The 25,084-nt window shown below is 49.2% G+C and carries 18 protein-coding genes; 7 read left to right on the top strand and 11 right to left on the bottom strand.

Annotation, left to right across the window (positions count from 1 at the left end):
• Genes tssJ through tssL form a run of 10 tightly spaced genes read right to left on the bottom strand, consistent with a single transcriptional unit; the run spans position 1 to position 12,500 of the window.
• Positions 1–522, bottom strand: coding sequence for a type VI secretion system lipoprotein TssJ (gene tssJ / locus CRO87_RS02670; RefSeq protein ID WP_097161381.1), 522 nt, complete (start codon positions 520–522; stop codon positions 1–3).
• Complete coding sequence (locus CRO87_RS02665) at positions 519–3,872, bottom strand: ImcF-related family protein (RefSeq protein ID WP_097161380.1); 3,354 nt, start codon at positions 3,870–3,872, stop codon at positions 519–521. Before CRO87_RS02665 ends, tssJ begins: the two co-directional genes overlap by 4 nt.
• Complete coding sequence (locus CRO87_RS02660; RefSeq protein WP_097161379.1) at positions 3,853–4,998, bottom strand: hypothetical protein; 1,146 nt, start codon at positions 4,996–4,998, stop codon at positions 3,853–3,855. The genes CRO87_RS02665 and CRO87_RS02660 overlap by 20 nt, the downstream gene beginning before the upstream one ends.
• The gene (locus CRO87_RS02655; protein WP_097161664.1) at positions 4,995–5,252 is read right to left on the bottom strand and encodes a PAAR domain-containing protein; all 258 of its coding nucleotides are present in this window, start codon (positions 5,250–5,252) and stop codon (positions 4,995–4,997) included. The genes CRO87_RS02660 and CRO87_RS02655 overlap by 4 nt, the downstream gene beginning before the upstream one ends.
• A 2-nt stretch (positions 5,253–5,254) precedes the next feature.
• Positions 5,255–7,555, bottom strand: coding sequence for a DUF2235 domain-containing protein (locus CRO87_RS02650; RefSeq protein ID WP_097161378.1), 2,301 nt, complete (start codon positions 7,553–7,555; stop codon positions 5,255–5,257).
• Positions 7,540–8,052: a DUF3304 domain-containing protein gene (locus CRO87_RS02645; RefSeq protein ID WP_097161377.1), complete on the bottom strand. Its 513-nt coding sequence runs from the start codon at positions 8,050–8,052 to the stop codon at positions 7,540–7,542. The genes CRO87_RS02650 and CRO87_RS02645 overlap by 16 nt, the downstream gene beginning before the upstream one ends.
• A 52-nt stretch (positions 8,053–8,104) precedes the next feature.
• The gene (locus CRO87_RS02640; RefSeq protein ID WP_255252474.1) at positions 8,105–8,611 is read right to left on the bottom strand and encodes a DUF3304 domain-containing protein; all 507 of its coding nucleotides are present in this window, start codon (positions 8,609–8,611) and stop codon (positions 8,105–8,107) included.
• Positions 8,612–8,621: 10 nt separating this feature from the next.
• Positions 8,622–9,380 (bottom strand): DUF4123 domain-containing protein, encoded by a 759-nt coding sequence (locus CRO87_RS02635; RefSeq protein ID WP_097161375.1) that lies wholly within the window; start codon positions 9,378–9,380, stop codon positions 8,622–8,624.
• Positions 9,381–9,389: 9 nt separating this feature from the next.
• Complete coding sequence (locus tag CRO87_RS02630; RefSeq protein WP_097161374.1) at positions 9,390–11,774, bottom strand: type VI secretion system Vgr family protein; 2,385 nt, start codon at positions 11,772–11,774, stop codon at positions 9,390–9,392.
• A gap of 27 nt (positions 11,775–11,801) precedes the next feature.
• On the bottom strand, positions 11,802–12,500 hold the full coding sequence (gene tssL, locus CRO87_RS02625; RefSeq protein ID WP_176504250.1) for a type VI secretion system protein TssL, short form: 699 nt from the start codon (positions 12,498–12,500) through the stop codon (positions 11,802–11,804).
• Positions 12,501–12,861: 361 nt separating this feature from the next.
• Between tssL and CRO87_RS02620 the strand changes: the two genes are divergently transcribed.
• From CRO87_RS02620 to CRO87_RS02610, 3 genes are all read left to right on the top strand, one after another.
• Positions 12,862–13,197 (top strand): PD-(D/E)XK nuclease family protein, encoded by a 336-nt coding sequence (locus CRO87_RS02620; protein WP_097161373.1) that lies wholly within the window; start codon positions 12,862–12,864, stop codon positions 13,195–13,197.
• Positions 13,198–13,357: 160 nt separating this feature from the next.
• Positions 13,358–18,331, top strand: coding sequence for an AAA domain-containing protein (locus CRO87_RS02615; protein WP_097161372.1), 4,974 nt, complete (start codon positions 13,358–13,360; stop codon positions 18,329–18,331).
• Complete coding sequence (locus tag CRO87_RS02610) at positions 18,328–19,749, top strand: hypothetical protein (RefSeq protein WP_097161371.1); 1,422 nt, start codon at positions 18,328–18,330, stop codon at positions 19,747–19,749. Before CRO87_RS02615 ends, CRO87_RS02610 begins: the two co-directional genes overlap by 4 nt.
• A gap of 309 nt (positions 19,750–20,058) precedes the next feature.
• Here CRO87_RS02610 and CRO87_RS02605 read toward each other — a convergent pair whose 3' ends face one another.
• The gene (locus CRO87_RS02605) at positions 20,059–21,003 is read right to left on the bottom strand and encodes a glycosyltransferase (RefSeq protein ID WP_097161662.1); all 945 of its coding nucleotides are present in this window, start codon (positions 21,001–21,003) and stop codon (positions 20,059–20,061) included.
• 487 nt (positions 21,004–21,490) lie between these two features.
• On the opposite strand from CRO87_RS02605, the gene CRO87_RS02595 reads away from it, so the two are divergent.
• The 4 genes from CRO87_RS02595 to CRO87_RS02580 all read left to right on the top strand — a co-directional run bounded on the left by CRO87_RS02595 (position 21,491) and on the right by CRO87_RS02580 (position 24,709).
• Entirely contained in the window at positions 21,491–22,675 is a 1,185-nt protein-coding gene (locus tag CRO87_RS02595; RefSeq protein ID WP_097161369.1) for a hypothetical protein, read from the top strand.
• Between the two features lie 221 nt (positions 22,676–22,896).
• A complete protein-coding gene (locus tag CRO87_RS02590; RefSeq protein WP_255252473.1) occupies positions 22,897–23,526 on the top strand; it encodes an EcsC family protein in 630 nt (209 codons plus the stop codon).
• The gene (locus tag CRO87_RS02585; protein ID WP_097161367.1) at positions 23,523–23,774 is read left to right on the top strand and encodes a DUF905 family protein; all 252 of its coding nucleotides are present in this window, start codon (positions 23,523–23,525) and stop codon (positions 23,772–23,774) included. Before CRO87_RS02590 ends, CRO87_RS02585 begins: the two co-directional genes overlap by 4 nt.
• A gap of 116 nt (positions 23,775–23,890) precedes the next feature.
• Positions 23,891–24,709 (top strand): DUF932 domain-containing protein, encoded by an 819-nt coding sequence (locus CRO87_RS02580; RefSeq protein ID WP_097161366.1) that lies wholly within the window; start codon positions 23,891–23,893, stop codon positions 24,707–24,709.
• Positions 24,710–25,084: the final 375 nt, after the last annotated feature.

The raw sequence follows: 25,084 nt of genomic DNA, 5'->3' as shown, positions 1-25,084 counted from the left end.
TTATTTCAATGGTCGTAAAAACAGCGTGTTATCTTGGACCTCAATGACTCGCGGCTCATCCGGGTCAAGATCATCTCGGCTTAGCACCAGCTTCCAGGTGCTACGGGTTCTGTCCGGCTTACGGAACAGCCCGACAACAGCCACAAATTGCGCCTTCTCATCCATCGGAATATCAAGATTCATCGCCTGACCAGGGTAAACACTTATCTGGCGTTGAGTAACGAGTGAATCTTTCAGAGCCACATCAGCTTGTGTCAGCAAGTCAGTGTATTCGGCGTTATCAAAGGCCTTGCGGTCGCTCAGTTGCAGGACGCGGATACACAGCGGCATCGCCTGCTGCGCATCATCGGCGTTAATGGCGCTCCGGGCAGCGAAGCTCAGGTGCAGTGTTTCCACCTGGCGATAGAAAATCGCTTTCGCCACGCTCTGCGTACCCTGTTTTGTCTTCTGGTACAGGCCACAGCTACTCAGCAGCAAAAGTGGCAGACACAACAGCAGCTTTCTGGATGGACGGATTTTCATTGTTCACCTCCGGTACGGGTTCCCGCTGCGGCAATACCACCGGTTGAGAAAATCTGTGATGGCAGCATAAACCCACGCAGATCGAGCAGCGACAACGGCCCTTTGCCCAGCTCGGTGCGCAGCTGATAGTTCAGGGCCACGCCGTCCGGTGTTATCCAGGCCACGCGGTAAAGGTTGTCACCCAGGCTCGTCACCAGCGCTTTATCCAGCAGGCGTATGAAGCCCCAGCTTCCCGGCTCATCGGAATAGAGACGTGCGCCGGTTTTCACCGTGCGCCAGGTGAGCGTGGTCTGGGGCTGCCAGCGATTGTCCGGCCAGGTCAGGGTCTGCCAGCTTTCTTCCTGGTTGAAATACTGGAGTTTCTGCCTGTCCAGCGTCAGATCGGACTCCACCACATCACGGGAAGGTTTCGCCATCAGCTGAAAATGCAGCGCCACGTCGCCATGCGCAAAAGCCACATTCGCGACACGGGTCAGGCGGTTAAGCGCAGTGAGAAACGCCGGACTAAACGTCAGCCCCTGGCTGTTCATCGCATCCGGCACCCACTTATCACCTTCAAGGCGTAGCAGGCCACCCAGACGGGTCTGGATAAACTGCGCAATACGCCCGGTGTCTGAGCGCATAAACTGCGCCAGCTCAGGCAGTGAAGCCTCGCTCTGACGTTCGGTAAACGGATAACGGTCTGCAAATGACGCATTCCACGGCGTCACAATATCGCTTTGCCACTGGCTGTTAAGGCTCTCAGAGGTCGGGGAAAGTACCTGTTCCCAGGCCTGAATCATTGGCTGGACAAAAACCGTCTGGCCGAAGCCACTCCACTCCTGGCCGAGACTCGCAGCGATCAGACTGCCGTAGTCGCGGGTGTCGGTTAGATCGACCGCCTTGCCCTGAAATACCGTCAGCGCCAGTGACTGCATCATCGCCTGCGGATCGGGTGCGTTCGTCACCTGCTGAAGACGCAGGCGAACGCGGGTGATGCGGGTCAGGAAGGTTTGCAGGCTCAGGCTGTTTTGCGAAGCGTCTCCGCCCGTCAGTGACAGTAACGGGCCAAAGGTTGCATCAAGTGGCCCATGCGCCTCATTTCCAGCCTGCTGAATAGCCGTGTTCGCTTTATCACTGTGGATCAGATTTTTCGCTGAACTCACCAGCGAGTCGGTTAGGTCGCCCCCGGTTTGCCCGGCACGCCCCTGCACGTTCAGAGTGTTCACCAGCGCAATCAACGGTGACTGTCGTACATCTGCCAACAGGGTCAGCTGATCAATCGACTCCGACAGGCTTCCGGCCTGATGCCATTGCAGGCTGTTGAGGAATTTAAGCCACGCCCCGGAATAATCAGAGAAGTACCGCGCCGTCAGCCGGGCTTTCAGCGTCTCCGGGGAAACCGTATCGGCGGTATCACTGGAATGCTGCGCATCGCTGAGCACCCAGTCAATTTCTTCCCGGCGTGACTTCGCCAGCTTCTCAATGGCAGGCTGAACGTCTTCCTCCCACGCCTTACGTGTGAATACGCCGGGTACGGTCACGTCGGTACTGAACAACTGGCTGCTGTCCGTGCCGTTCACCATTGCACTCAGCGTCATATCTGCGTAATCACGGGATACCTGCTCAATCATCTTCTGATAGCGGGTAGACTCCGCATTGCTGGCCCCAATCTGGCGAAGCAAGCCGGTGCGCATCCCGCTGACCAGACGCATATCCGGCGTAATCCTCCACTCAAGGTGAGCCGGGAGGTTCTGCATCATAAACGTCAGCATACTGTTGCCGACCGCTCGCCAGGTGCCATCCTGCACACCCTCGCGCTGCGGCCAGAACTGCATCACCGTCGAACCGAAGAAAGCCGGGTCTGCTTTATCCGGGCGGGAGAGCATCAGGTACGCGCGAAGCTGGTCATACATCACTTTTGACTGTGCGGCTCGCTGAGGGTCATCAGGAGGCAGATTGCGCCAGGTATTCATCAGCGAAGACAGATGTTGTGCCGACGCATCCCGCAGTAACGGCATTGCCGCCTGCTGCCAGTAAGGCCAGAGTGCGTCCAGTACGTCATCGTTTCGACTCAACCCCATACGCATATACCACGGCGCACCGTACTGCTGTCGGTGTTGCAGGCGTTCAATTTCATGTTGCAGCTGATAAAGCGCCATCAGCCTTTTCGGCATTGGCTGGCGCGTATCGATGGCACTCTGCGCAAGCTGCCGATCGGCCTGCATCAGACGCAGGTTCGCCACCCAGGAAAAAGCGGTTGCTGCCAGCAAGAAGGCCAACAGGCAGGTACAGGCCAGCAGTAACGACCTGCGCCACGACACTCCCGTTGCCACCGGCTTTCGCCAGCGCTGCGCGAGCAAATCCAGCCAGGCTTTACCCGGTTGCCAGGCATGTCGTAAAGAGGCCGTTCCCGAAGTGATGGCAGGACTGAAGACCATCCCAGCAAGCGGCAGAGCACGCGCACCTTCTGCCAGCTGCGAGAGTGTATGCGTCAGCCTTTCTGTACCGCCATCGCGGAGGCTGTGCGCCAGCTGCAACAGGAATCCATGCTTTCTGTCATTAAGGGTCTGCTGCATCCCCTGCCGAACCAATTCGGTTTCGAGCTGGTTCAGGGAATGACGAAAATCATCGGCTTCATCGCCGGGGGCCGTGAGAAAACCGGTTCCCTGCGCTGGCAAACCTGGCTGCTCCCATTCCAGGGCGTGAGTCTCCCACAGCCACAGCGGTATTTCCCATCCCAGAAGGTGATACTGTTTTTGCAGCTGACGCGCCACGGTATCCAGCGAGTCATGAGAGAGTTCTGTCTGAGCATTGACGACCCAGACCAGTGCATCAGCCAGGCGACGACGAATTTTGCGAAACGCTTTTAATTCTGCGGCATCCGGTTCAGCTAACGGACTTCCGTGCCACAGCAACAACGCCCCATGTCCTTCCAGCCAGTGCTGCGTCGTCAGCCCCGGAATGGCCTGCTCAACCTCATTTTCTTCCCCGACGATCAGCATGATGCGCACCTTGCTGCGCCAGTGTCTGCCGTACTGGAATTGCAGCTGAGTGGTGATGTCCTTGACCAGCTGATTTTCCGGTGGCCGCTGTTTTTTATTCCCGGTAGCACCTGTTGCCTCACGCGCTTTGAGCTTAACCAGCGCTTTCCAGCACAGAATGAACGGCGCACAGAACCAGATAAGCACCAACCAGACCATCGCCGCCCGGAAGGCTATCTGCCCCGGCAACAACTCCGGCAGGTCAAAACTGCTTCCTGTGAAGTAATAGAGCAACGCCCCGAGCAATACCAGCAGGGTGATCGCGATAACATAGCCAGTGACCAGCCAGAATAATGAATGACGGGGTTCAGTGCGGGAGGTTTCCACGGGGAACGCAAACTCCTGTAATAAATTGAGATTCCATCAATGGCGCTGTCCAGCCGCAGGACTTCCCCTGAAGGGCTGACAGCGCGGCCAGAGACTGCATGACGAAGGGCGTAACCGGCCCGGCGTTCCCCAGCCACGGCATCAGAACGTAATCGACAGCTGACCAGCCGGACGGTAAAAGCGCATCCATCGAGGATGAATCGGCGGCCAGCATACCTTCCGGCAAACCGCGCAGATCGGCATAGCGGCTAAGCTGCTCCGTCAATTGCCCGGCGGCTTCCCCCGCGTCAGGCAGGAGTATTTCGCTGCGCGTCATCAGGGCTTCAGCCTGGTGTCCACACAGCCAGGCAAAACCGGCTTCCGAAGCGGTGTATTCCGCTGATGGTTTTGCCTCACCAAACCCCGCGCACAGCAGCAGGGTGTGTTCATCGTCGGGTATGGCATCAATCACCCTGTCCAGTTCGGCTGCACTTTGCAGCTGAAGCACATCTTCCGGCAGGCGAATACCATCGGATTCCAGCACCAGGCTGAACGCGCTCAGGCTCTGCTCATCGCCCAGCCAGCAAAACACCTGCACCGGTCGGCTTTCATTGGCTTCGCGCAAACGGGTCAGCACCAGACGGCCCAGATAGCGAGCCAGCATCACCGCCCGGTTTTCCCGGCCTCCCAGCCCCAGCACCTTCGGGCAATGCATCAGCGCATTACCCGAAGTGTCATCGACCGTGACCGGAACCACAGGAAACGGCGGCGACAACAGCGCCTGATGGTCAGCCTCTTTATCGCCCACTGGCGTAACCAGCATCACGGCTTCCACAGGCAACATAAGCGAACGGTGTCGCCACCAGGCCCGGACAGAGGACGCAATCTCTTCTCTGTGCGTTTCGCGATTCGAAACGGACTGAAGCCAGACCAGCCAGCGCAGCGCGACGGCGACCAGCCAGACAATCAACGGACACACCACGCTCCAGAACCAGAAGGTCAGCGTTCGGGTAGGTTTGCCCTCCGGCCACAACAGCATCGTTGCCAGTGCCGCCAGGAACAAAATCACCGGCAGCGCAATCCACCATCGCCGCCATCGGGCGGGATGCAGTTCGGCATACTCCGGGTAACGAGGCGGGAAGATCATCCGTGAACATCCATCGTGCTGAGTGAACTCACAAGCGTACAGCCGCAGGCGCATTTATGGCCGTCGAGCGAAACGGCCTTGCCGTTAACCGTGCTGCCGGGTGTTCCCTGAGCGATGGTAGTCATGCCGTGTTTATTACAACGAACTTTATCCCCCACGCAGGCCACCGGTTTACCGAAAGCCTCATAGCTGCCGCTCAGCACTTCACCGCCATATTCCTTCAGGGTATCCCCCACGCGAATCAACTTTTTCAGGCTCACAGGACTTTCACCCCCGACGCTTTCAGCATATCGATGGAGGAATTCATCATCGCCTGGTGCTGTTCGTTAATGGTGTCTGAGCGGGTCTGTGACGCAACGCTGCCGGGTTCATACCCTGCTGCCGACTGCGCACCGGCGGCCAGAGTCTGCGTCGAACCTGTAGCCAGATCCGTCACCTTATGGACTTCACCTTTGTACGCCGACTTTGGCTCAACCAGATAGACAACCCGGTTTGAGGTTGGCTGTGCGCCAACGACTTTGCCTTCCACGGAAATCAGTTGCAGTTTCTTATTGGCCTTGTTGCCGCAGTAGATCATGCGATAACGGAAGTAACCGCCCCAGGGTTCACGGCCACCGAGCGAACTTTGCATAAACCAGGCTCGGGAATCGTGGATCTGCTCGTCATAGAGGGCCAGTAATTCAGCGCGGGGCTGGGTACGGATTCCGGTTCCCAGCTTATCGGTGAACAGCTGCGGGTATAGCCGGTTGCCGTCTGCTTTCATTTCCTCATATTCAGCGGCTTCATCATCGCCATTAATCAGGAAAACGGCGTGTTTGGGGATCACATCAAGAACGACCTGCTTGGTTTTCTCAATGAAGCTGCCGTTTATGTCGCGCCCCCACTCCTTGTAATCGCTCTGGAACTCACGAGCGGCTTCGCGTAGCTGATACTGCGCGGTGGTCGGATCGAGGTCTGGAATACCCTGATTATTCACGTCCGGTATTTTGCGTTCCTTCAGCACTTTGGCCCGACCAGCTTTGATGATCCGCATTTTTTCATCATGCGTTTCGGCCTCTCTTTCGAGTCCGGCTTCATCCAGCTGCGGGGCATTTTTATAGAAATATTGCGCGGTGAGACTGCCGTGGGCGTAACGGCCAATTCGCCAGGCGGTGATCCAGCCAATCTGTTCGGTGACGGCACTTTCAAGGGTCTGGGAAAGCTGGTAGGCACGATAGCCGTCCTGGCTTTCGGTATCAGCACTATTGCCTTGCAAGGTAGTGTTCAGGAGGGTTTGCCGCCAGATGTTGAAACGCTCAATCAATAAAGCATCAACCGTATACTCTCTAATGACACTATCAGCGGTAATTATCCTTTGGGGAGATTTATCCTTAATGAGCTGAGTTACTGACCCAGGGGGAACGGCTAGCGGAGCGCCCGCCTCGAACGCAGCAGCATATAAGTCATGAAGAACAATTTGAGAAAGAATCGTTCCAACTCCCGCGCATGACTTCCCTTGATCACGCGGAGGATAGCCACCGCCCACATCCGAGTGCATTCCTGGATAGATGACTTCCTGACAGTTTGGCGGGTAGCTGCCATCTGGCCGCCGAATGGAGTCCAACGGGAAACAGAGTCGTTGCTCATGTGCCGAAACAAAATGGCGGCAGCATTTGATCAGGCCGGGGAATTTGCCCTCATCGGGTAGCTGTTGGGTATTATCGGCCCAGCCCATATGGCCTGCGGCCCCAGGCAGGATATGCGCCGCCCCCACTGAAGGAACGGTATCGAGCAGGCCCAAAAACTCGATACTCACCGGCAATCCGGCCAGCGTCAGTTTGTCGTGAGCGGCTTTCGTTTTGGGATCGGGTAACTGCGTTAACCAGCTGACAAAAGCACGGGCTTCCGCAGCACCACGGGAAAAACCGTAGATGAATAATTTGACGTTAATCAGGTGTGGCTGATGAGTGGGGATCTGCGCTTCCAGCGGCTGCAAGAACTTATTCATCGCCAGGCGGCGATTCACTTCCCCCGTAAAGGGTAACGGTTCCCGCATCCCCGCCAGGCTGGCTTTCATCGTGGGTGCGGGTATGTGTTGTTTTGTTATGGCAAAAGTCAGCGCATCGGCCAGCTGCAATAAGCCCCAATTAATACGATCTTCGCCCCCGGCTGCGAAAGCCAGGCCATCGGTGCTGTAATCCATTTCCCCAATATCAGGGAACGGCGTACCCACACCCGGTATGTAGTAGGCAAAATAGCCATCGGCTTCAGCCGTCTTCGCGTAAGTGGCATGAAACAGCTTGGCGATATTCGTCGGGTGAGAAGGTGAGGCGTTTGTATCGTTGTGCTCATTGTTGCCCGTGCCATCGAAAAACAGGCTGATATGCAGGCTCTGACTACAGGTGAAGCCCAGCTTAACGCCGACTTGCGCACTCAGCTGTGCCTTAAAATCATCAGCCTCTTTCATCTGCTTTTTGTAATTGGCATTCACCTGTGCTTCCGTCAGCGTTAAGCGCCCATTGTCGGGAAATTCTGGTGGTGCACAGCACGGTAAAGCCAGACTCATTTCACTGGACATGATGCAGGCTCCTTCATATTGAGTGGCTCTTTCACCGGATATTCAGGCGCACCATAGCCGTAACAGGAGGTGGTCACTTTGATCTGATTACAAGTCAAAAAATGAACCGTAAGGCCACATGCTTGATCATATTTGGGGATATCTACGACTGCGGAATGCTGCTGATATTTAGCAGCATGTTTTGCATACGCATCTTCATCGTAACCAAATCCCTTTTTCTTCATGGGAATTGGCTCATTCGCATTAGGATCTGACTCCCATTTAATACTGGCTTTTAAACCAGGTCGCCATTTGTCGGGCAGCATGATGCAGCAGCTGTTACCAGTAAGCGAACCGCCATAACCGTTGACCGAAAATGAATTCACGGCTTGCCCCGCAACATGATTGATGCCACTGATGTTGGCTGCACTGGATGCCGTATCAGTCGCCTTAGCGCATCCTGCAACTAAAACCATCAGGAAAGCGAAACACACCTTCAGCATGCGATTTATCTTCATCCCGGATACCCTTCCTTATCAATTTGTTGTCCTGACGAACGCAGAATCAGAGTTAATTCACTGGACATGACGCAGGTTCCTTCATATTGAGCGGTTCCTTCACCGGATATTCAGGCGCACCATAGCCGTAACAAGAGGTGGTCACTTTGACCTGATTACAAGTCAAGAAATGAACTGTAAGACCACATGCCTGGTCATAATTTGGGATATCTACGACTGCGGAATGCTGCTGATATTTAGCAGCATGTTGCGCATACGCCTTTCTGAATTCTTCTGTACCCAAAGGTGGAAGTGAGGCATAGGCATCTGGGTCTACCTCCCATTCAATATTGGCTTTTAATCCAGGTCGCCATTTGTCCGGCAGCATAATGCAGCAGCTATTGCCAATGAGCGAACCGCCGTAGCCGTTAACCGTGAATGAGTTAACGGTCTGCCCCGCGACATGGTTGATGCCGCTGATATTCACCGCGCTCGATGGCGAACTCGCTGACTGTGAACATCCCGCACTAAGCAGCACGGCCAAGAGCATGCTGTTGATCAGGAGAACATTGCGGGTCATCCTCATCGCGTTATCCCTCAAAATCCTGTAAAGCACCGAAATACCCTGCATCGTTAGCCTTGAAGGCAATATCCAGACAATCGGCAAAATGGCTTTCCCGGCTGATATTACTGACGCTTTTTTCCTTCATCAGCGTATCGGCATCACCGATGCAGCCCATCAGGCCAACCTGAGCATCATCAACCCGGCTGAGTTCCGGGTCATCGGCCAGCGTGCGCGTCGGTAGGAAAGTACCGGACTTCCAGACAATCTCACCGTCTCTGTCTCTCCAGCCCCAGAACAACGCGATATCCGTAAATGCGGCCTGTTGCTCTGAGGTGAGGACGTGGGCAAGCAGGGAGGGAAAGACGCGGTTATCGTAGTACCGCAGGAGGCCGGTTTGTTCCTCCCACTGCACCTGTGACAAGGCCTGCAAGTGGCGGCATAACAAATCAAAGGCCAGAGGGGAGATCAGCAACGTCAGGCGCGGCGTGTCCGAGAAGTATTCCAGCAGCTGCTCAAGCCACATCCGGTGACTCGTCACCGCGAAGTGCAGACGCATGACGACCGGTGAATATTCCAGCGTTCCTCCTTCCGGGGTTCCCTCGAACAGTTCAAACCAGAGCGCCTCTGGCGATAACTGGCGCAGGGCATTTTGCAGCGGCTGGTCAGTTCCGGCCTGGTCAACCAGAACATCGATGTAGTCCTGCCCGGCAGCGGAACAAAGGGATTCAGCCTGCTGCATCCAGAGCATGTGCTTTTTGAGCGTGATCGGCGGTGTCGTTGTCATTGCCTGTCCTTATCCACGCGCCGCAAAGGCGGCAGCGGCTTCCTGCGCTTTCTTCAGGCAGTCTTTACACACCGATTTCGGCAGTTCCGGCAGCTGTGTTTCAACGCTGGCTGGCGCATCCCAGACGTGCTGACCTTTCAGGCTCAGTTTACCTGGAGTATGGATCTCGATACTGCCCTGCGGCGTGATACGAATCGACGCGCCGCCGCAGCCCAGCACAATACCGTTCTTCGCCGCGAAATGAAGTTCACCCTGCGTGGACTGCACGGTGACATCCTTCAGGGCTGTTAAGCCCATCAGATCGCCATGCGATTCGATGGTCAGCGGCCCTTTACCGGACACCATGCGTATCCCTTCTTGCTGTGCGAGCAGTGAAATGGTCTGGCTGGCATTCAGGGAAATGCGCTCCCCGCTGGCAATATTGGTTTCGCCCTGGCTTTGCAGATGCAGCGTCTGGCCGCTGTTAACCAGAACGGTTTCGGGGCTGACCACACCAATGCCCTGCGGGGCGCTCAGCAGCATGGCCGGAGACTTCAGTTGGTCGGCAGCAGCCAGATAGGCTTTCAGGTGCGTGGCATCAGGCTGGAAATTGTGATGTGACTGCGTGATAGTGTGCCAGTCGGCCATCTGACTGATGGCCCCTTTGACCAGACTTATCGCCGGAGACATATCCAGCACTTGTCCGGTGGCCGTGGCCTGCGCATCGGCAGTAAGGTAAAGCCCTTTCCCCGCCCGGAGTGTGCCGGTGCTGTCGGTGCGCAGCTCAAACCCTTCGCCGCGTTTGTTACGCGAACTGTCAACGATATGGCCGAGCGTCAGCTGGCTCTTGCCGCCATATTCCGTCGAAATTTTAACGTGCTCAGCCCCGCGCCTGTCCTCAAATCTCAGTTTGTTATTCGCAGGAGTTCTTAACACATTGCGTTGATAGTTATAGAGATTAACGTGATCTTCATGCCGGGAATCATGCATAGCGCAGAGGATGTACGGCCTGTCCGGATCGCCATTGGTGAAGGCAATCATCACCTCTGTACCGGCTATCAGCGGGAAGTGCCAGCCGTAAACATTACCGGCGTAAGGCTTAGCCAGGCGCACAGGGAGACTTTCAAAACCTGCCTGCCAGGTGGTGTTGAGGTCAAACTGGAATCGCACCCGGTATCGCCCGGTTTCATCCAGTTCGGCATACTGTGCGTTTTCAACCGGGCTTGTGACCCTAGCAAGCAGCGTACCGGCAATGTGAGGTCGGGCCAGCAAAGGAGGTCGATAAGAAAGGTGCTGGCGATTCGGTACAGCGGTAAAGCTGATAATGTAGGCCGTATCGCGGGAAACACGTTGCGATGAGGTCGATACCACTAACAATCCTTTCGGCGCATCCTCCCAGCTCTTGCCCTGCGGATGGATAATCATCCCCGGACGGATATCCATCCCGTTAGATTTACCGTCAAAAATGACCTGCTCTGTGGTCAGACGTTCACGACGGCGCTTAACAAACCAGCGGCCCTGCTCCGGCTGTTCAGCGGCTTGCCTGCCCTGCTCTTTGTAATTCTCGCCATAACGGTATTCTTCGCCGGTGAGCGCAGGTTTATCCAGATCGGTTTCCAGCTGCGCCTGCATATCACTCTGGGCTTCGCGGTAATATTCATCGTTCACCCGCGTCTGCCCGGCAACCGTATGGCGGTTGACCGTCACATCCCACAACGATTCCAGACCACCATCAAACAGGCCTGAAGGATGACGAAATGCAATTTGGGGGCCATCCGTAAAAGCGTGCCCGGAATCACCCAGCACCAGAACATCACGGTGATTTTCATCATCCCATGCAAAGTAGTAGAACACGCCAACACGGGCCAGATGACGCTGAATAAAGGCCAGATCGCTTTCGGCATAGGAGATAAAGAAATCCCGCACCGGGTATTGTGTATTCAGCTGGTAGCGATAATCGAGGCTGGAGAACTCCCAGCGCTTCAGGATATCTTCGACGGCCCCAATTACACTTTTGTTCTGGTATACCGCATAGGTCAGGCTGTTGCGTAACAACGCTAAGCTGGCCTCCAGCACCACCACATAGCGTGTGGTATCGGCAGAGCGCTCGCACTGCTGGAAAGACGTGATGACACCGCGCATGACGCGAGGACTGACGGCCTGCCAGGGCTTGCCATCAGGGTAAAACAGAAGCTGTGCTGTGGTGTTGATAAGCACATCGGAGGGAATATCGGGAGTCGCACTGGTCAGCTCAATCGAGTAACGCCACGGGGTATTCAGGGCTTCTTCACCGCTGAAACGCAGCACCGACAGTTGAATGTCCGGGCGTTGCTTTTGCAGCTCCGGCACTTTCAGCTGGTAGTGGTTGTAGACCGGAATTTTGCTCCCCTGAAGGGTAAACGTATTTTCGCTCATGACCTGCTTCTCCCTGGTCAGTTGTTATCAGCTCAGCGTGTACCACTGACCGAGTAAATAGTGCAGATGGATGCTCATCGCACAGGACGCGGCAGCAATCAGCAGTAGCCCCAGAAAGCGCATTACCCACGGTGAACGCCGCCAGAAGCGAATGTCCGGGCGGCGGTTGTGAATAAAAATCGGCGTGTTGATTTTGCCTTTGGCTGCGGGTAACAGCTCATTCAGTTGTTTCAGCAGCGATTGCCGTTCTTCATTTGCTTCGCCACCATCTAGCTGATATTTCCCCTGATAGCCCAGCGTCAGCATCCGGTGATAGCAGGTCAGAATAGCTTCTGAAGGTGCGACCTCACGAAGCAACTTATTCAGGTGCACATAGAATTTTTCGCCGCCTCGCAGATCCATCAATAATCGTGACTGTAAAGGAGACGCATGCCACCAATATGATGTATCCACATCTTTTTGGTTCATAATGGCCTCGTCCAGAAAGACGCAATGCACAAATTTGAACTCATCGCAGAGATACTCCGATGCACCGGCATTACGAAGTCTTTTTTGCACATCCTCAATCATATCCAGGCAATGTTGATAAAGCGCTTCATCAACCTCAACGCCGGGAATATTCCTAATGGCTAAAGCGAGAAGCCATGTATCCTGAAATATATTATCGATGAAGGCAGGTGTGATGAGTTTTGCCTGAATATCCGTTCCGGGGGCAGTTGAAGCCACGAAGCTATGTCCATGATTAGAGTAAGGCTTATTATCACCGATGGTATTAGTGTGCAATCTGACGGGCAATGAAACGGATGTTACAAAATGTAATATAAACAGTATCTAACTCCTCAGGCCTTGCCACAGGCGGAGCTTGAAAAAACCTAAAAAAATCCAAAAGAATATTCAATGTTTTATTCATAACCAAAATACATTCACACTAAAAATACATTCTTTAAAATTATTTCTAGAAAATATTTTAGCCAAGCTAATAAAAACTTAAGAACCGCTTCCCAATCACGACAACTGTGCATGTATGGAGAAGATCTGTCAGATTAGTTATATTGCTGTTTAGACGCTATACCCCAAGGGAATGCATGTGGACCTGTCAGAACTCAAAGCGTTACTAGCGCAGCTGAAATCACTTCCCCAGCCCAATAAAACCGAGCTGAATCTTTTTTCTATCGGAGCACAAGGACACTATGAGAATCCAATCAGCGATCTCCTCGCCTTCTTTATCGATCCTGATGCAGGTCACAATCTGAGCACATTAATGCTGGAGGCATTCATGGAATGCCTCCCCGGAACACATGGTGTAGCCCTGTCGTCACAGCCTTCTTGTGAAGTTATGACAATAACCGGAAGCCGGATTGATATTTTGCTTGAATCCGAAGAGTGGGTTATGGCGCTGGAAAACAAAATTTGGCATCACTGACCCTGCCCCAAAATCCTGTGCCATTCTGAAAAGAATTAGCACTATTTTCTCTAGAAATTAAAAAGTTAGTGAACATCACATAAACCAACTGGATAGATGACAGCGACAATTTACAGTGGTATTTTCTTTTGGTCGTTAGTAGATATACTGAGGAAAAATTTTGGAAATAAAAATTTGGGAAGGCGGACTACAAGCACAAGAGCTGAGTGCTATTGAAAAAATAAAATCGACCTTTTGCCCACCATCACCAAAACTGCTTAACCATGGCAAGTCAATGCAAGAGCAGTTACGTAACATATCAGGTTCGAGCATGTTTCCCTGGAAAGGATATGCAGGCTTTCGATTTGTAGATATGAATAGTGGATACGAGGGTGAATTCGACTTAGTGATTGTTACTCATTGCAATGTGCTAATTATCGAATTGAAAGATTGGAACAATGGAAAGGTTACTTCCAGCAAGGATAACTGGTACAAAAACTCTCGCTTAATGGGGCGTTCCCCAGTAAGCATTACACGCAACAAAAAGTTTTTATTAGATAATAAAATTAAACGTGAAAGACATCGATTTACTAATAAAGACTTTCCTCCTTCAGTTGAGTTTCTTGTTGTCATGACTGGTAACGCAGATTTCTCGCTATTACCGGATCATGAGCGACTTCACACATTAAGTCTAGATGATTTCCTTTCATTATCCGACAGAAAAACTTTCCAAAAGAAGTTCAGACCACATCCGGCCGCACAAGTATTAAACAAAGATTTCCATGTGTTTGACGACTTATTTAATATTAATGCAACGGCACCTAAACCAATTAGCGTTGGTGGGTATAAATCAAGCACATTAATATTTGATGAGCACCCAACAAAGCTTTATCGAGAGTTCTTAGCTATTTCAGAAGTATCTAAACAAGATGAGGCACTGTTGAGAGTATGGGACTTTAGTAAATTTCGCGGAGTTAAAGGGGGCACACCAGAAGGAAGGTATAGTATTGTCTCTCGTGAGCGTGAAGTTCTTGGTTATATTAAACACCAAAACCATGATCTCTACAAACATTGTTTACGTTCTTTAACTAACATACAGAAAGAAGATATAACAACAGAATTCAATGAAATATTTGAACTTCCCCCAAGCCATAATCGTTTTAACGAATTCATTGGGAAATTTGGACTGAACTTTTCAGATTCCGATCGTATTAATTTAGTTAAGCTGTTGATAGCGAAATTTGCTGATTTGCATAGAATAAAAATAGCCCATAGGGATCTTGCAGATCATAGTTTATGGATTTCCCCAGGTAAAGAAATTGCCTTATCTAATTTTATCTCGGCATATCACCAACCCATCGGTACAGTTGGTGACTACAGGAGCCAGTTGTCAGTTATTGGTACAAAACCCGATAATGAACTAACTCCATTCCAAGAAGATGTTAAATCCATTGGTATTATTTGCTGGCATATACTATCTAATTTGAGAATGTCTGAGATTAGTTTAGAGGAAATGCAGAAGAAACTCTCTGCCTCCACATTTTGGTATAGCGAAATTTTAATCAACGCCATCAATGGAAAATATTTTTGTGACGCAGGAGAGCTTTTTGATGCTTTAAAATCAATAGAGCCAAAACTTGATAACCACTTTGACTTCGATGATTCTGAATTAGAACCATTTAGAAGAACAATAAATCACTCGAGGCAGTATAGAGATGATGAGTTTATAGTTGAAACAGATGAGAAGGAAGTCTATATCTCAGGCGATCTCATAGTTAAAGCCTGGCTCAATATAAATCCTACTAATGATGAGCCATTACTAGGCTCAAAAATAGTACACTTTCTCAAACGTATTGAACGTATTGCATCCATAAACCCTCCTTATATACCTTGCATTAGAGAATATGGCATAGCGACAAAATCATCTAGCCTCTTTCTTGTTACTGACAAATGCACTGGAGATTTTTTTGATACTGTGCAAGTGACGCAGGATGAAAAAACAACTATTATCAATAAGTTGATAGCTGCAATTGAACACCTTCATGGATTGGGCATTTATCATGGTGATTTACACCCTAAAAATATCCTAGTGAATGGAGAAGGCAGTGAAATTGAAATCATAATTATTGATATTCCTGACTTTTGTTTAGATGGTAATGAACCTAAAAGCCCTCGCTATTGTCCAGAGCAATTTGACAGTTGCACTGGATTTGAAAGAGATAACTTTGCAGTTATGAGATTAAGCTGTGAGTTACTCGGTATCGAGTGGGGAGGTAATTCTGAACACTTTACCGAACTAGCTGATTGTGTAAAAAATGAACTGCAAGACCGTGACGCTGGGTTCAAAGACTTACTGCGTTTTAAACAAGCTTTATTACCCACTAAAGATATTACAAATTCTATAATCGAAATTACTGCAAAAGAAGTTTTTGAAGAATTAACAATTTATCCAGATAATGGAGAGCTATATGTTCACGTTGAGAAAAGTAACACAAATAGCACTGATGTTCTTATAACTTTCATTGGACTTGGCGGGCAAGTTAAAACTATTTACCGAACTACCGAAAAGGCTTTCATCGTTTGTTTTCGACCGAATGTTAGAGATAACCTACGTAAATCAGATATTGAAAAATGTCAGTTAGTCTTAGATTTCTCTATTCATATACAATCTGGCTCAGTAATGGAACTATCCGGACTGTCCAAAGAACTTTCTACTAATGAAGCCTTTTTAAGAACGGTAGATACAGTTTACAATCAGGATGAAGAACCAAAGATTGATGGTTTAACTGAACAATTAAAAGAAGCCTTTAGAAAATTAGATCAGGGCAATAACAAAGAGAACACTCTCTCTATCTCTACCGCTAAACTCTGGAAAGCAATATTAGAAACCGAGACTGAAGCATATCCATATATCGAGATGGTGGGTGGTGTAGTATCTGTTGAAGACAATGATAACGAAATTATTTTGCCGTACTCTTCAGATGTAGATGCCCTAGGAGGGTTTGCAAAAACTGATATCGTGGAAGCTTTACAAACTAAAGGTGATGAAGAAGTCAGACTAGGTGAAGTCATACTAAAACAAAGTGCACTCAATGAAATTCGCTTACATAAACTTAGTTTTAAAGCCAAGCATTTAGAAGATGGCGAACAAGTTTTCTTTAGAACCAAAGCAGATAAAGCTTCATATATTAAGAGAAAAACAGCCCTTCAAAGGATATTAGATCGTGAAAGTGTTATAAGTAATTTATCTCAGTATTTTGATACTGACTGTAATATTGATGCTACTCAATATAAAATTGAAGTTACAGATACGGATTTTTCACGATACGATCGAAAAGATGATCACGGAAATAATATAATCCTTAATGAGCAACAGCGTAATGCTTTTTCAAAACTACTAAACAATGGCCCATTATCCTTACTACAAGGACCTCCTGGCACTGGAAAAACAGAGTTCATTGCTGCTTTTGTTCATTATCTTATTGAAAAACAGAAATCCAAAAGTATCTTATTAGTTAGCCAATCACACGAAGCAGTTAATACTGCTGCTGAACGGATCAGAAAGCACTGTATACGCTTAGGGACACCTTTAAATATTGTGAGGTTTAGCAATCGCGAAGGGGCTGTATCAACAGGGCTTAAAGATGTTTACTCAAATGCTATAATTGCAGAAAAAAGAGAACTTTTTAGAGCAGAGTTTAAATATCGAGTAGAATTCTTAGCCCAAGCATTAGGATTACAGCCTGAGTTCATTTCATCTATAGTCGAAGCTGAACTTATTCTATTTAAACAAATCGAAAATTTGAGTAAGTGCTTTGATGCTATACAAAATCAGCAGTTAGAAAAAGACGAGCAACACCAGTTGAAATTGAACATTGCATCTATTGATGCGAGCATACGAAAATCCTTATCTCAAGTGTATTTTCTAGATTACCCAGCAGATAAAGATATAAGAATAGCAAAACGTGAAGTCATTAATCATTTATGCTCACGATACTCGGTTCGCCCTGATGAAGCAAGAAAAGCGACTGCTTTGGCTGCTGTATCACGTGACATGATAGATGTTTTAGAAACAGAGCGTGTAAATTATGAAGAATTTTTTGCACGCTCAAGACAATTAGTCACCGGAACATGTGTAGGTATCGGACAAAAACATTTAGGCATAGCTGAAAATCAATATGATTGGGTAATAATAGACGAAGCTGCTCGCTCTATTGCAAGTGAATTAGCTATAGCTATGCAATCAGGAAAACGTGTACTTTTAGTCGGTGACCATAAACAATTACCTCCATTGTATTCTGATGCTCATAAAAGAGCTCTTGCTTTAAAATTAGGTATTGCAGACAAGGATGTTGACTTAGATGCTATTTTACAGAGTGATTTTGCGAGAGGCTTTGAATCTCCGTATGGAATTCAAGCAGGAGCATCTCTGCTCACTCAATATCGTATGGCCCCTCAGATTGGTAATATTGTTTCTGCAACTTTCTATAACGGCGAACTTGAAAATGGGTCTCGTTCAATCCCCGATATTTATAACGATGTCCCAGCAGCCTTACAGAGTATTGTTACTTGGATTGATACATCTAAGTTAGGGAAGAAATGCTATCACAGCGAGGATAAAGGCATCAGTATCTACAATCGTACTGAAGCCGATATCATCATCAACTTGCTAAAAAATATATCCTGTAAACCAGATTTCGTTAACGCCTTAAAGGACATAGTTAAAAAAGACGAGGCTGCAATTGGTGTAATTTGTATGTATGGTGAACAAAAAAGAATTATAAGGCAAAAATTTAATGAGATTGATTGGAATGATGATTTCAAATCATTGGTGAAAATTGATACTGTTGATAGTTATCAAGGTAAAGAGAATAGAATTATAATTCTTTCTGTAACACGTTCTAGTTCTGATAAAAAACCTAAATTTTTAAAAACCCCCAATAGAATAAACGTTGCAATATCTCGAGCAATGGATCGATTAATAATCGTGGGTTCAACACATATGTGGACAGGTACCAATAAAGATCTTCCACTAGGAAAAGTTCTTAGCTTTATATCAGATCGATCATCTGAAGATAAGCAAAATTTTTATGAGAAATCACCAAATTATCGAATAGTTGATATCGAGAAAAATCTTGAAGAGGTATCAAAATGAGTGAGCAAATTAGATTGAACTATCATGAAATGGACTTTCTTGTTCCAGTTCATCGATTTAACATCCAATTTTCATATGTAACCAAGCAAGGCTTATCTTTCATTAGAGAATTTGTCTTACGCTTAGTACAGCTTGCACCTATGAAACCTTCACAAATAGCAACTTATATTGGATTAAATAAGGACGAAGTTGATGAGGCTATTTCTGATCTCATGGATAAGGGAGATCTGCGTTTCAATACACATGGGAGTGTTGAACTTACACCACAATCTACAGGGTACTTTGATAGTATTGGTTCCCCACCTAAGACTTCATCAATTCAGGAAACGGGTACTACATTGTCGTTCGAGTTATGTGGCTTTAATTGCATAGGAAATAAGCGTACATTCGATCGCTGGAAGCAAGGTATTGAATTGCATGTTGACAACAAACTATTATCTTGCTCAGAAAATTTAGCTAAAGAAAAATTCCAGAAAGAATTCTATAAATATCTCGACAAAGGCTATCTCAAAGGTGTTAGAACTGAAGGAACAGACCGCCCAAGCATATACACAATGGATGCAGTAAACAAACTAACAAAAGATGCTCTTAGATTAACTTGCAAATTCTATGTTGATGTAGATGGAAGACCCATTGAACGAGAAGATTTCGATCTATTAGATGATTCCGCTGATATTCATGAAATGATAACAAAAAGCTTAGGTCATAACAAAAGACCATCCAATATATCGATGATAGCTACAGCTATGGCTAACTTTGAAGATACATGGACTAAGCAAATTTTTAACGATTTCTCTATCAGCCCCGCATCTTTTGCTATTGCATCCGCTGAATCTCTAGCCAACTTACAAAAACCTAAAATACTGGCAGGACCATTATACTCAAATTCAAATTGGAGCTTTATATCAAGTAAGATCCAAAAATACATTGCAAATAGAACTATATCAGAAGACAAAAAAACAAAGCAACTAATATGGTTAGCTCCGTCTGATCCTTATTGGGGGAAATCATCACGAATCATCGACTGTTTAAGTGAGTTAGAGAATCTCCAGCTGACGACAGGTAAAAATCCTGAGAGGGTATTTACGCCTAAATTATACCTTCCTTTATCAAGTCCTAAAGATAGAAGGACATTAAGCAAACTGGTTTATGATTTTAGAGAAAGTAGTAATTTAAACTATGGTATTGCTGAAGGTTTCATGGATGGTAATGTCGAAGTTTTATACTTAGAAAATGAATTTATTGTTGTTTTCTATCATATTAATTTCCCTGAAAGCTTACCAGTCACATTGCCCGTAGGCTTTATAGCTGAGGATAAAAAAATCATCAGCAAAATCTCTAAACTAGTCGAAGAGTATATAGAAAGTTCGAGTTCTCATGACAAACCGCATAATTTTGGCCTTCTAAAAAACCTCTAACATTGACATACCCCTCGCTAGCGCGAGGGATATTTAATCATTTATTCTTGTTGCTCTCGATCCAAAATTATTGGTTAATCCAAAAATATCTCACATCTATATTACCTCTGTGAATCACTAAGCATCATATTCCCAGCATGTTTTTCACAGGAGTAAACGGTGAGTCGCAAATACCTGAACTGCAGGCTTCCATTATTCATCGAATCACGAACCTCCCCTCTGACCGCAGGCAGGTCGCGTTGCCAACGAGCACAGCCCTTTGTGGTGGTCTGTCGTTACCCGATATCCATCAAAAATTATCACCATGAATTACATGTAAATTTTCACCACGAATTTCAGCACAAAAAAGAGGTCACTCAGGTTGCTGACCCCGGCAATCAACTGACGCAACGTGACTCGCTGCCTGAACCGCATCCGGGCTGCCTGTCGGTTGGCAATCTTACGCCGATACAGCCCGAGAAAGTGGCGACACTCAACCAGCGCATGTCTTCTCAGAGGCGTTCTGATTTCGTGGTGCTGTGGCTGAGATGAGAGGGCCAGAATGTCGCTGATAACGTCAATGTAGCTGTACGCCCGGATATCGTAGTAGTCCTGCCGGTGGGTAATTGATGCCGGGTTCGTGATGTAGAAATAGTCTTTTCTGCCAGCGAAATAAAACAGGCCGTTTGCAGCGGCCAGATTAATCGTCCAGAGGATATCTTTGTGGCTTTTACCCTCCTGAAAACGCAGATTATTCTTCCTGATGTATGACGAGCGTACCATCTGCAGCCACAGGTAATGCGGCCATTCTTTCTGCGCCACGCATTGCTGTATCCACGCATGCCCGTTGAGCGCCTGAGCATAAGGCTGTTTACGATGAACCGGTCTTCGTAGTAAGCCGCTGTTGTCGGTATGCCAGCCATTGAAAATAGCGACATCGGCCCGGTTCGCCCTTGCGCTCTTCAGACGCTCCCGGAGAAACCCTTCTTCAATCCTGTCATCAGCATCCAGGAAGACCACCCATTCACCCCGGTGTACTGCCAGTGCGGCGTTTCTTGCCGCATACACGCCCAGGTTATTCTGGCTAATAACCACCAGCCGTTCATCATCGATGGCTTGCAATATCGCGGCGGTGTCGTCAGTGGAGCCATCATCCACAGCAATGACTTCCGTGCCGATGTCACTTTCACTGAGAAGTGACGCCACCAGGCCGCCAATGGTGTTCTGTGCGTTAAATGCAGGAATGATGATGCTGATATCCGTTGGTTTTTTCATGTGCATAGTGAACTGACTGCGGTTAACGGGCGTTTCGTTGCTGAGGACGGTTATTGAGTTCGGGCTGCGCTCTTTTCTCCCTGATTTCCTGGTTCATTATCAGCAGGCAGTTATCGCAGTAGTCCTTATCAAGCCCCCAAAAGCGGCTGATAAACCCTCTCTTCTTGTTACATCTTTCACATCTTCTCATTCCATCACCTGTATTCCCTTGAGCCAGCCACCTTCAACCACGCTTGACTAAAACGGCGTTAAAACATGGTGTTAATCACGATTCACCGTCGTGCATTGGTTGTCTTTACAAAACCATCAATTGATTATACAGATCAATATCATTAAATCGATCGATAAAAACGATCATGTTATTGCCTCTGACATCCGCCTGGACATGCGTTCACGGCGGGTCATTTCCACGACCTGAAAGGGTTATCGACAACGAAAAAGGTAGGGCGAGGGTTTCTCGCTCAGAGATAAAAAAGGAGAAAATTGAATGAAGAAATACCTTCCACATCAGCACACCTTGCTGGCAGCGGTGTTCAGCATGGCGGCTTTTAATGCCTCTGCCGCCTGGACTATTAACGGCAGCTATTGTCAGACGTACAGCGATGACGGTGGGAGCATTGTCCGGGTGAAGCCCGATAATATCGGATTGATTGAAATGCAGGCCCGGTGTAATGGTCGCGGCTCATTTGATTTGACAGGCAGCAACTTTGGCGTCGGGGGGATCCGTTATCCATCCAGTGCAATGTGTAACGCTCAGACGCAGTACCACACCATCCAGTTCACGCCCACCACGAAAGATATTCGCTCAATTATCAATACCATGACTGACAGCAAACAGGTGACTTTCAATACCTTTGGGACCGCGTTTAATGTCAACACCGCTGACTTTGCACAAGCCTGCTCATCCATCATCAACCAGAAAGTTGCCGACTTTGATCCGCAGAAAACGTATCAACAGGACATGACAAAGATGGGTTACAAACAGGATGAAAACGGCCAATGGCATAAACAATCGAAGCAGGCATTTTCACGCGAAGCCGATCCTGAAATAGCTGCCAACTACAATCCCAGCGCAGGCAGGGATACAAGTCTGACCGGAAAAGGTGGGTTCTATGGAGACGGAGCCAGTAAAAATCTTTATGAGCCGGGTAGTCAGGCGCAAAAGGATGCAACAGCCGCAAACGAAGCCCGCCGCCTCGCGGCACAACAGCGTGGGTCGAAAAGTACACCAGGAACAACAGAACCAGAGATACAGACAGCTCAGCAGTCAGCATATTTCCCGGTTAATGCATTCTGCACCCTGGATAACGGGAAAAATGTGGGAGTCTATGCTGCTGCCGGGCAGGATTATCGTTACACCTACACGGATAAAAGCGATAAACCCGAGCTGGAATTAGCGGAGGGACAGTTCGGTGTGAAGGCCTTCCACTACCACGTACCGCTGGGCATGGGCTCGGCCAGCTACATCCGCTTTAACAAAGGGATATACGACTACATCCTGCTGAGCAAAGACACCGGGCACGAAGAGTTTCAGGGCATCCGGGTTTACAAAAACGGTGACCTGATTTCGGCTCATGAATGCAAAACCCGTCTGAAGCTCGATACCCGCGTGCTTCCCCAGGACAGTCACGTTGACAACGAAAAAATGGGTGAACACTTCACCCTGAACTGACAGTAAAAATCATTAACCACAGGGATAACCCTGTGCCAGCAGGCCACACCTTCTCAGGAGGGCGTGGCCTGTTGCTTTTATGCCCTCTGACAGCAAATCCACCGGCCAGGCTCATCACAGCGATGTCCCTGGCCTTTCTTTTATCCACTGTTTAAGCAGGAGAACCGATGGAAAATAACGACGAATTTGAATACGACGATGAGATAAACCATGACGGCCAAATGCCTGGTGAGGAACGCAGCCCCCGCAGCATTCAGGCGATGATGGGCTGGCTCTATGACAAAGCCGTCAGCAGGATTGCCGGGATCGAATCGGCTGAAACCTTGGCAGAACGCTATCTCGCGGATGCGGAGGGTAATGTGATGAAGGCCGCCCACGCGATGATCCGCTGGGAGAGCGTCAAGGCGGGCAGTACCGGCTTTTTATCCGGTGTGGGCGGTGTGGTGGCGATGCCCGTCACACTGCCGCTGAATATCACCAGCGTGCTGTTTCTCCAGACCCGACTGGTGGCAGCCATTGCCTGCCTCGGGAAACATAATCTGGCTGACGAACGTATCCGGGCGCTCGCCGGGCTTTGCCTGTGCGGTAATGCTGCCAAAGCACTGCTACAGGAGGTGGCGCTACAGGCGATGGAAAACTGGACCCGGCCCTTCACACGGAAGATTGTGGAGAAAACCCTGGTGCTGATGGCTGCCCGGACAGGTATGCGCACCGGCGGTCAGTTTGTCCGTCTGGTGCCACTTGCCGGTGGCGTGGTCAGCGGGGCAGTCGATGTCGCCACCACCCGCACGATTGGTCGCATTGCCTGTACCACGTTTCTGAACCCGCATCCCGGACGCCAAGCATCATGAAAAATCATCAGGTTCCTTCCTTGCCGCAGGGAACGTTCACCCGCGCTCAGGCCGAAGCGATAGCCGCCGCATACACCAATGTCGCCATCGAGGACGACCAGGGTACCCATTTTCGCCTCGTTATCCGTGATACCGACAGTATGCTCATCTGGCGCGACTGGAACTTTGCCCCGGAAGCCGGGGTGATGCTCAATCGCTATATCGTCAGTGATGGTATCCCTGTTCCTTCACTCTCTGACGACAACTGACCGCAGTCAGCATCCATCGTCGTTCTTTATCACAACTGCCATCCACTGCATCAGGCCATGTTTCTTCGGAACATGGCCTTTTGCTTTTATGCCGTTAACCACAAGGAGTTTTCATTATGCGATTAGCATCCCGCTTTGGTCGTATCAACCAGATACGCCGCGATCGCCCGCTGACCCACGACGAATTACACCAGCATGTACCCAGCGTCTTTGGCGAGGACAAGCACGAATCCCGCTCGGAACGCTACTGCTATATCCCGACTATCACTCTGCTGGAGAACCTTCAGCGCGAAGGGTTTGAGCCGTTCTTCGCCTGCCAGACCAAAGTGCGTGACCAGAGCAAGCGTGGGCACACCAAGCACATGCTGCGACTTCGCCGTGCCGGGCAGATAAACGGTCAGCAGGTGCCGGAAATCATCATTCTTAACTCGCACGATGGCGCATCCAGCTTTCAGTTATTACCAGGCGTTTTTCGCAGCGTCTGCACCAATTCGCTGGTCTGCGGCCAGTCGTTTGGCGAAATCCGTGTACCGCATCGCGGTGATGTTGTTGAGAAAGTCATTGAAGGGGCTTACGAAGTGCTTGGGGTGTTTGACCGGGTGGAGGAGAAGCGCGAGGCCATGCAGTCACTGCTGTTACCGCCACCCGCTCAGCAGGCGTTTGCGAAAGCGGCACTGAATTACCGGTTTGGCGAAGAGCATCAGCCTGTCACCGAATCCCAGGTGCTGGCACCGCGTCGCTGGCAGGACGAGAAAAGCGATTTGTGGACGACTTTCAATACGCTGCAGGAAAATTTGAGTAAGGGGGGCTTAAGTGGTCGTTCAGCACAGGGGAAACGTAGCCGTACCCGCGCGGTTAACGGTATCGACGGGGATATCAAGCTGAACCGGGCGCTGTGGGTAATGGCCGAAGAATTACAACAGGTGCTGGGCTGACACCTTTCACCGGGACTCAATATTTATCATATCAGTACGTGTGGTAAACAAAGAAAAAGAACATCCCGGCATAAGCTACGGAGGTGGGTATTACCTGCCGGGATGGGCTATAGGACGGACTCAGAAGCGTGCCGATTCGCAGGTCGGCTGATAACCAACATATCGCAACGCCACGTTGTATCCCATGTCATTGATACGGGAATAGTCTCAATGCCTTCCAGGTGTGACCTTCGTCAACATCTGTTGACTGGTACATTCCACTGAAGCAAAAAAATGCTCCGGCCGGTCACGGGACCCGCAGGAGCAAAAGGATTTGGACTTCAAGGATTTGGGCTTACGCCCCTTACATTTGCGCTCCGGCTTCCTGGCCGGATG

It is taken from the genome of Enterobacter sp. CC120223-11 (assembly GCF_900215375.1).
In the GTDB taxonomy this organism is placed as follows: domain Bacteria; phylum Pseudomonadota; class Gammaproteobacteria; order Enterobacterales; family Enterobacteriaceae; genus Scandinavium.
The sequence above is the reverse complement of the archived record's forward strand: the minus strand, read 5'-3'. Positions and strand labels throughout refer to the sequence as shown.

Excerpts from the sequence above, each read along its gene's own strand:
- CRO87_RS02645 (WP_097161377.1), bottom strand. The coding sequence starts at position 8,052 with ATGAAGATAAATCGCATGCTGAAGGTGTGTTTCGCTTTCCTGATGGTT.
- CRO87_RS02590 (WP_255252473.1), top strand. The coding sequence starts at position 22,897 with ATGCCTGGTGAGGAACGCAGCCCCCGCAGCATTCAGGCGATGATGGGC.
- CRO87_RS02605 (WP_097161662.1), bottom strand. The coding sequence starts at position 21,003 with ATGAAAAAACCAACGGATATCAGCATCATCATTCCTGCATTTAACGCA.
- CRO87_RS02610 (WP_097161371.1), top strand. The coding sequence starts at position 18,328 with ATGAGTGAGCAAATTAGATTGAACTATCATGAAATGGACTTTCTTGTT.
- CRO87_RS02635 (WP_097161375.1), bottom strand. The coding sequence starts at position 9,380 with ATGACAACGACACCGCCGATCACGCTCAAAAAGCACATGCTCTGGATG.
- CRO87_RS02630 (WP_097161374.1), bottom strand. The coding sequence starts at position 11,774 with ATGAGCGAAAATACGTTTACCCTTCAGGGGAGCAAAATTCCGGTCTAC.
- CRO87_RS02650 (WP_097161378.1), bottom strand. The coding sequence starts at position 7,555 with ATGTCCAGTGAAATGAGTCTGGCTTTACCGTGCTGTGCACCACCAGAA.
- CRO87_RS02595 (WP_097161369.1), top strand. The coding sequence starts at position 21,491 with ATGAAGAAATACCTTCCACATCAGCACACCTTGCTGGCAGCGGTGTTC.
- CRO87_RS02640 (WP_255252474.1), bottom strand. The coding sequence starts at position 8,611 with ATGACCCGCAATGTTCTCCTGATCAACAGCATGCTCTTGGCCGTGCTG.
- CRO87_RS02585 (WP_097161367.1), top strand. The coding sequence starts at position 23,523 with ATGAAAAATCATCAGGTTCCTTCCTTGCCGCAGGGAACGTTCACCCGC.
- tssJ (WP_097161381.1), bottom strand. The coding sequence starts at position 522 with ATGAAAATCCGTCCATCCAGAAAGCTGCTGTTGTGTCTGCCACTTTTG.
- CRO87_RS02660 (WP_097161379.1), bottom strand. The coding sequence starts at position 4,998 with ATGATCTTCCCGCCTCGTTACCCGGAGTATGCCGAACTGCATCCCGCC.
- CRO87_RS02580 (WP_097161366.1), top strand. The coding sequence starts at position 23,891 with ATGCGATTAGCATCCCGCTTTGGTCGTATCAACCAGATACGCCGCGAT.